Origin of the sequence: Bradyrhizobium sp. 17 (genome assembly GCF_023073515.1) — a bacterium.
Lineage (GTDB): Bacteria > Pseudomonadota > Alphaproteobacteria > Rhizobiales > Xanthobacteraceae > Bradyrhizobium > Bradyrhizobium canariense_D.
Map to the genome: position 1 here is coordinate 12,815 of NZ_JADPJQ010000071.1, position 5,565 is coordinate 18,379.

Annotated in this window: 6 protein-coding genes; 4 read left to right on the forward strand and 2 right to left on the reverse strand. The window is 59.6% G+C overall.

Features of this window, described 5'->3' with window-relative positions:
- The first annotated feature begins 200 nt into the window (after window positions 1-200).
- Both IVB13_RS13685 and IVB13_RS13690 read left to right on the forward strand, forming a co-directional pair.
- Window positions 201-1,250, forward strand: coding sequence for an HD domain-containing phosphohydrolase (locus IVB13_RS13685; protein WP_247489187.1), 1,050 nt, complete (start codon window positions 201-203; stop codon window positions 1,248-1,250).
- Window positions 1,251-1,866: 616 nt separating this feature from the next.
- Window positions 1,867-2,382, forward strand: coding sequence for an FAD/NAD(P)-binding protein (locus IVB13_RS13690; protein WP_247489189.1), 516 nt, complete (start codon window positions 1,867-1,869; stop codon window positions 2,380-2,382).
- Between the two features lie 170 nt (window positions 2,383-2,552).
- Here IVB13_RS13690 and IVB13_RS40405 read toward each other — a convergent pair whose 3' ends face one another.
- Complete coding sequence (locus IVB13_RS40405) at window positions 2,553-2,951, reverse strand: hypothetical protein (protein WP_346731705.1); 399 nt, start codon at window positions 2,949-2,951, stop codon at window positions 2,553-2,555.
- A 41-nt stretch (window positions 2,952-2,992) separates the two neighbouring features.
- Between IVB13_RS40405 and IVB13_RS13700 the strand changes: the two genes are divergently transcribed.
- Complete coding sequence (locus IVB13_RS13700) at window positions 2,993-3,271, forward strand: hypothetical protein (RefSeq protein WP_247489191.1); 279 nt, start codon at window positions 2,993-2,995, stop codon at window positions 3,269-3,271.
- A 58-nt stretch (window positions 3,272-3,329) separates the two neighbouring features.
- Here IVB13_RS13700 and IVB13_RS13705 read toward each other — a convergent pair whose 3' ends face one another.
- Window positions 3,330-3,668 carry an H-NS histone family protein gene (locus IVB13_RS13705; protein WP_247489193.1) on the reverse strand — a complete coding sequence of 113 codons (339 nt, stop codon included), beginning with the start codon at window positions 3,666-3,668 and terminating at the stop codon, window positions 3,330-3,332.
- A gap of 522 nt (window positions 3,669-4,190) precedes the next feature.
- On the opposite strand from IVB13_RS13705, the gene IVB13_RS13710 reads away from it, so the two are divergent.
- Window positions 4,191-4,898, forward strand: a complete 708-nt coding sequence (locus IVB13_RS13710) for a hypothetical protein (protein WP_247489195.1) — start codon at window positions 4,191-4,193, stop codon at window positions 4,896-4,898.
- Window positions 4,899-5,565: the final 667 nt, after the last annotated feature.

Sequence of the window (5,565 nt, forward strand, 5' to 3'; positions counted from 1 at the left end):
CTGCGAACTGGTCTGGATCGACGGAACCACGGCTGGCGTCCACTTTGTTCAGGCAAATGGCAAGAAGGCCCAAACGACGGCGGGCGACAGAGGCGCGCACAAACCAACTTGAGCGAGCAGTGTTATCCAAGTGAGCCAATGACCTTGGACCACCGAGGAGGCCCATTCAGACCGGCACCCGACGAACGAAGGCACCAGTCATGCTCGTGCACGTATTGGCCGACACTTCCGAGAAGCTCTTCGGGCTCTGCTCGCTTTTTGGCGGCCAGTTCACCGTTGCCGGCGAGCGGCTCGATGTAGAAGCAAAGCTTCCGCACGATGCTGCTGCGATCGTCGTCCGTGCCGACCTGCGGGCGATCGAAAACATTGCCGCACTGAAAAAGAGAGCTGCGCGGTTCGTCAAAGCAAAGAAGCGCATCTTCCTCGTGGAACAAACCTCCCACTTTTGCATCTCGCAAGCCTATGCACTGGGCGCAACGTTGGTGTTGCCTGGCAAGATAGAGGCGGCCAAGCTCCTCGCGGCTTTGGCCGATCCACCCGGCCACGGAAGTGGGTCGAGGCGCGGCATCTCGCAGCCCGACAATGCGGTTGAGGCCGCAGCAACGGCCATTGCGTCGATGTTCACCTCGATCACCCTCGGGGAGCGGGTCGACGTCGCTGGTCCCAAAGGTGCCGGCCGTAAGATCACCAATCGGATTTCCGAGCATGGGTTAACCGAATGGCTGGCCACTGTGCGGCGCCATCACGAGGGAACGTTCCAGCACTGCCTGCTCGTGACCGGCGTCGCCGTCGATTTCGGCCTCAGTCTCGGTTTCCGTGAAAGTGACCTTGAACGGCTCTCCACCGCTGCCATGTTCCACGACATAGGAAAAGCGAGGGTGCCCTTGGCGATCCTGGACAAGCCAGGACGCCTCGACGACGACGAGCGAGCGTTGGTCGAAACCCACCCGGCGACGGGTTACGATGTGCTGAAGGGGCACGGGGACATCTCACCCGAAGTCCTCGATGCTGTGCGGCACCATCACGAATATCTCGATGGCAGCGGCTATCCTGACCGCCTCTGCGCCGAGAACATCACCGACATCGTTCGCATTCTCACCATTTCGGATATCTTTGCGGCACTGATCGAACACCGGCCCTACAAGCTGACCATGCCGCGCGCGGCAGCGTACGAGATTCTCTGCGGCATGAGGGGAAAGCTGGACAGGGCGCTAGTCGTCTCTTTCAAGGATGTCGCGCTTAGCAGATGAATTCTGCTCGACCTATGCAGGAATATTCCACTCCACTCAAGCCGTGATCGGAGGCGGTCTTATTTCCATGCACTTCGGCTTCTGGGCCCATCTTGGACATCCTGACCGGCGCCGATGATGTCCGTTCCCGGAGCTCAACGCTAGCCAAAACGTTGAACTCATTGCAAATTTTGACGATCCGGGCGGAGCTCGCGCAAAAAGCTACGGTGACGAGCTATGAATGGACCCGTGCAATTCGGCACTATGTCGATTGGCGGGCAGGGACCTCGTCAGGACCGCAACTAAGCTCGCCGCTCGGGGGCTACCTGCTGGCGAGCTAACCTGAGTCTTTCGGTCCGTTAACGATCGGATCGTCACGGATACGCGCGGTGAATGTCGATGTTGCGTGTCTCACAATCGGAGGCAAATGATGGCTCGATGTCACGTGGACCAGCATTGAGTGACCGCAGAAGAAGTAGTCCTCTGTGTAGCGGGCCAAAATCGGTGCGTGCAAAACCCAATGGCAGTCGGGCGGTCGATTTTTCTGCACTCGGACCTGTTATAAAGGGACAGAACTAAGCCGAACTGCAAACATGCAAACATCACGTCTACAAGAGCGCATCGGCAGGAACGTCCCATGAGCGTGTCCCAACTCACGAAGCGTGTTCGACGCGAGCTGACTTATTTGGACTATCCGGCCCGGGAGTGGACAGTCCCGCGGTTTATAGACGGAGCACGGGTTCTGGACGTGCTGATTGTCGGCGCTGGACAGAGCGGACTGGGAATCGCGTTCGGTTTGAGGCTCGAGCGCATAACAAACTTCAGGATCATCGATCGCCGCCCACGCGGTTTCGAGGGACCTTGGCGCAGTTTCGCTCGGATGGAACGGTTGCGCACGCCGAAGGAGGTGACTGGAATTGATTTCGGCGTCCCGACTCTAACGGTACGGGCCTGGTATGAGGAAAAATTTGGGCGGCGAGCATGGGGACGCATAGATACCCTCCCTCAGGAGGTATGGCGTTCTTATCTGGACTGGTACCGAGACGTTCTGGATCTCCCGGTTGAGAACGAGGTCGAACTAATCTTGATTGAACCGGCGGATGGTATCTTCCTTGCCCATCTTCGTCGTTCCGAAGGGATTGCGCGGGTATAGCCGCAGACGCGTTCGGCAAGGCCAGCGGGCGCTCGTTCACACATCTCGGCCTTCACGAATGCCGGCCTAACAATCAATTAACGAAGAACCCATAGCGTGGTCCGCCGCTGACCTGCATCCCGTGACGCATGGCGAGGTGGGTCTAGGACGGGGCCGATACCATGGCGGACCTAAGGGAAAAACTGGACAAACTCCGTGCCGATGCCGCGGATTTGGCCCTTATGAGCAGGCGATCGAGCGACCCGCAAAAGCGCGCACTTTTCGAACGCTTGGCAGATGAGCTCGCCATAGAGGCTCTCGAACTCGAGCAGGTGGTGAAGCTGCAAAGCCGGCGCTCCGGTCACCGCGACCCGGACACAGTCGTGCCCCTCCAAATGCGTCCAGATCGTCGCTGACCCAATCCCGCTTCCCTTTGTGGGCCACCGCCGCAGGCACATTGCGGACGAGGGGGCGGGGCAGTCCGGGAAGATGCCCGGCATGCTGGGCAAGTTGCCAACGCTGCTGTTGATTGGGGCGAACAGGCGACGGGTCGCGTGCACGTTTCTCTTCATGGAGTAGAGATTGAACACGATCGAGTCTCCGAAGCTGCCTGGCGGGGACGGGAGGCCAGTTGCAGAAGAGTGGCTGCCGGTGGCCCGTAAGCTCCGTCGCCGCGCGGCTTTGCTTAGTCTGCTATGGATCGCCCGGGGGCGGCATTCTTTGGCTGATCGCTATTCATGAATGCAGCGGCCTCGTCGACGGCTGCCATCACCTCGGCGGTCGCGGACTGATGGATCATGTGTCCGGCACCAGCGATGCGGTGCAATCTGCTTTGCTCGCTATTGACGTGCAGTCTGGCCGATTGCCTCTCGAAGTCAATTATCCGGTCATCTTCGCGGCTATGGCCTGATCTTGGACATCCGTCGTAATCATTGCAGTGGGCCTTCTTCCCAATGTGATCGCGGCGCTCAATTTGTCTGCCGCTTTTGAACCGAAGTCTGGTCGATTAGGAAATCGTCCAACTTCCGGCCACCTCGAAGCTGCGGCCGCAGCCATCGAGGCAGTCTGCCGCGGCCGGACCATGTCTCCGCCGGGTTCTTTGGGTTGCTATATTTGGGGCGAACGGGCGGGTATGGACGGCGCTTACGATCGAACCGTACAGCTTTCTCGGCCAGTCCAATTTTGTGGAGCCGCTCCTCCAACCGTGCTTTCTGCACCAAAATTTTCTGACTGAGGGTGGCGGCGACCTGTTGGTGAAGTATCCAAAGTTCGTCAAGGGAAAGCGAATTGAAATGCTCGGTGTTCATCGCTCGATCCAACTCTTGGGGGAAGGCCCAGGAAGACAACTCGGGAATGAAGGAGCAGACAAGCCATCAGTTATATAGTCGTCGTACAATCCACATTTAAATGAGGAGGTAAACGGGAGAAAGGCGCGATGGCGGTAATATCGTGACGGAGCATTTAATTTGGTGCCCGGCGAATCTTCACCCCCGGCCCGCACACCGGCATCGTACTATCCACAACCTACCGCTCGACCAGTTGCGCTTCCACATTGCCATTGCGAAGGTGAGCGCAAACACCGCAGCGAGTGATCAAACCGGGCGGCCGCGTCGCGGATCGCGAGCGGGATCGACGCCCCACGTAACGCATGTGGCTCGGCTTAATTGAACGCGCTGCCCCGTTTTGCAACCGAAGAGTGTGAATGGCCTGTTAACTCGGATGGCCAGGAGCACAATTAATCCATCACGTTGCCAGATTTAAGCCGCATCGGAGCCCATGTCGCCGCGAAGGCTCGTGCCGAGTAGGGGGCGCAGCACCGGGAGTTTTCGATGTCCCGTCATTTGCGATTTTACTTCGCCGGTTTAGTCCTTGTCGGAGGTCTTCCGGCGACACCAGCGTGCTCCGACCCTTTTACTAACTTGTTCAATATTGCTCCGCGCGAGCCCGCTGCAACCTCTTCGGTGCAGCCGGAATGCTTGCCGCGGCCCGGCAACTCGCATGGCCCACGCCAGCACTGGGTCTATCGGCGGGACGGCCACCGCAAATGCTGGTTCCTAGCCGAAGGCACCGCGACCGTGCGACAACCGGCTCATGGTCGTGTGGCCAACCGCGCCGCCAGCTCCGTCGAGAACGAGGCCGAGCGCCAAAGGGCGAGCCCCGTGATCGATGCGCGCGCAGAGTTGCCAAGCTCATCGGCGGCCGAGGGGGCTCAGCCGACGCCGCCGGCACGCGAACTCAAGGTGGCCGATGCCGCTTCTGTTTTCGATGCGGGCACGCCGGCCCCCATGCCGGCGCGACCCGTCGCGGATCTTCCTATCACCCAGCTCACGCCCGAGCACTCCGTGCCGCCCCAAGTTGACGTGGAGAAGCTTGCCGCGGCCGCGCGAGCCGACTCACCTCCAGCTATGCCGCTGGCCGCGCACAATGAAGAGGTGCGCGACGAGCCGCGCAGCTGGACGGTAACCTCGTTAGCTGTGCTGCTGATGACGCTGGGGGGCTTTTCTATTTTAAGCACCGCACGGTTCGGCAGGCCGTAAAGCTACGCCACCGATGCGCGTACACTGAGCGGGTTAATTGACGCAGCCCCGCGATCGATGAGTTCACGCCGTTATAGCCGAGGTGCTACACGTACAAAGGTTCCGCGCGCCTGCACTCAGTTCGGCGCTGCCTTAGACGGACATTCGATTAACCTGACGATCCCCTTTTTGGATGGGACTGCCATCATGCGGGTACAAAGTGTTCGTGGTGGACTGCGGCAAGTGATCTGCGCAGCAAAGCTTGACTGTATTGACGAGCAAGCGGCGAGACGTCGAGTCGAGCAAATGTATGGCGAGCACGACGTGCAGCTTTGGGAAGGCGATCGGCTTCCTCAGATGCACTCGCCAGCTCTTCTGTACCGGGCGAATAAGGACGTCGTGCGGCTACCGCACCGGCCTGCATCGTAACCGCTTCCCGGTCCGCCGTTCGGGGAAGCTGGCTCGCTCGATGAAGCCAAGCGCGCCGCTTCAAGGTCGCCTGGGAGAACTCCAACGCGAAACATCGGCCAAGCTGATCGATATCGCTTCACTGATCGGCGTCGTCGGTAGCTCCAAGTTGCTCGGGAAGCTTTTCCTATCGAGCAAGCCCGCTCCTGAGATGTAAGCGTCGTTCTCAGGCCACGGCTTTGAGGGATTGCGCGCGATAGGCCCAGGGAAGCAGCTGATC